The organism is Parafrankia elaeagni, assembly GCF_000374165.1.
GTDB lineage: Bacteria > Actinomycetota > Actinomycetes > Frankiales > Frankiaceae > Parafrankia > Parafrankia elaeagni.
This window is the reverse complement of sequence record NZ_KB893707.1, coordinates 1-1,137: the sequence shown is the minus strand read 5'-3', so window position 1 is coordinate 1,137 and position 1,137 is coordinate 1. Positions and strand designations below refer to the sequence as shown.

Annotated in this window: 1 protein-coding gene; it reads right to left on the bottom strand. The window is 69.0% G+C overall.

What is annotated here, in order from left to right; translation table 11 throughout:
- The coding region (locus tag B207_RS32900) for an RHS repeat-associated core domain-containing protein (protein WP_035740195.1) at positions 1–1,137 on the bottom strand (1,137 nt) is incomplete at both ends.

Here is a 1,137-nt window from a genome sequence, read left to right as displayed (position 1 = left end):
TGGCGAGGACCTGGTCGCCGATTTTGATGTTGCGGATGGGTGTGGTGGTGCCGTCGGCGAGGAGGACGGGGGTGTCGCCGTCGAAGCTGTTGTCGAGGGTGCAGGATTCGGTGTGGTCGGGGCGTTGGGGTTGGCAGGTGTCGGACAGGGGGGTGGTTCCGGGCTGGGTGGAGGCGCAGTCGGGGTTTGAGGGTTCGCGGTCGAGGGTGTCCTCGAGCTGGTCGCGGATTTCTCGGGTGATTCTGTTGCGTGTTTGGTTGACGGGTTTGGGTGTGTCTCCGATGCAGCGGAGGGGGGCTTTGCACTGGGGGATCTGGAAGGGGGTGGCGGGGGGTCCGCCGAGGTCGGCGTGGAGGCCGGGTCCGCCGCTGTTGGCGTTGGGTCGTGCGGGCCGGTGGGCGGGGATGTTGGTGGGGTTGGTGGCGGTGATGAGGGGGGCGTTGAGCCATTCGAGGTTGACGGTGTCGGCGACGGTGGGGGCGGGGGTGCCGCCCGAGCTGGTGGTGCGGACGGTGGGTGGGGTGCGGACCACGGGTGCCTGGGCGGGGCGGGGTTGGGTGTGGGGGCGGTTGGTCTGGTCGGTGGGCTCGTCGTGGTCGGGCTCGTTGTCGCGGTCGGGCTGGTCGCGGCGGTTCTGTGACCGCTGCTGCTGGGGTTGGGGGGAAGGTTCGTCGCCGTAGTTGTGGTAGACGTAGTCGCTGTAGCTGTAGCCTTCCCAGGCCCAGCCGACGATCGGGACCTTTTTCAACGCGACCTTGGACAGGGCGCGGCTTCCACCGCGGATTCCGCCGTTGCGGAACCCGTCGCGCACGTCGATGCCTTGCTCGACGACGTAGTCGACGGTGGTCTCACCGAGTTCGACGACCGCGCCACCGATGTCCTTGGCCACGCCACCGGCCGCGCTCACGCCGTCCTCGAGCCATTCCGGCCAGTAGCCGGTGGGGTCGTTGTAGGCCAGCGGGTTGGCGCCTGCGTAGAGATAACGGTTGATGCTGGCGGCGCTGGTGAAGGGGACGTCCATGGGGTCGCGGGAGGCGAAGCTGCCGGTGCCGGGGGTGTACCAGCGGGCCTGGGCGGAGACTTTCCCGGTGGTGGGGTCGGTCCAGGAGCCCTGGTAGCCGACCCGGATGTTGCTGG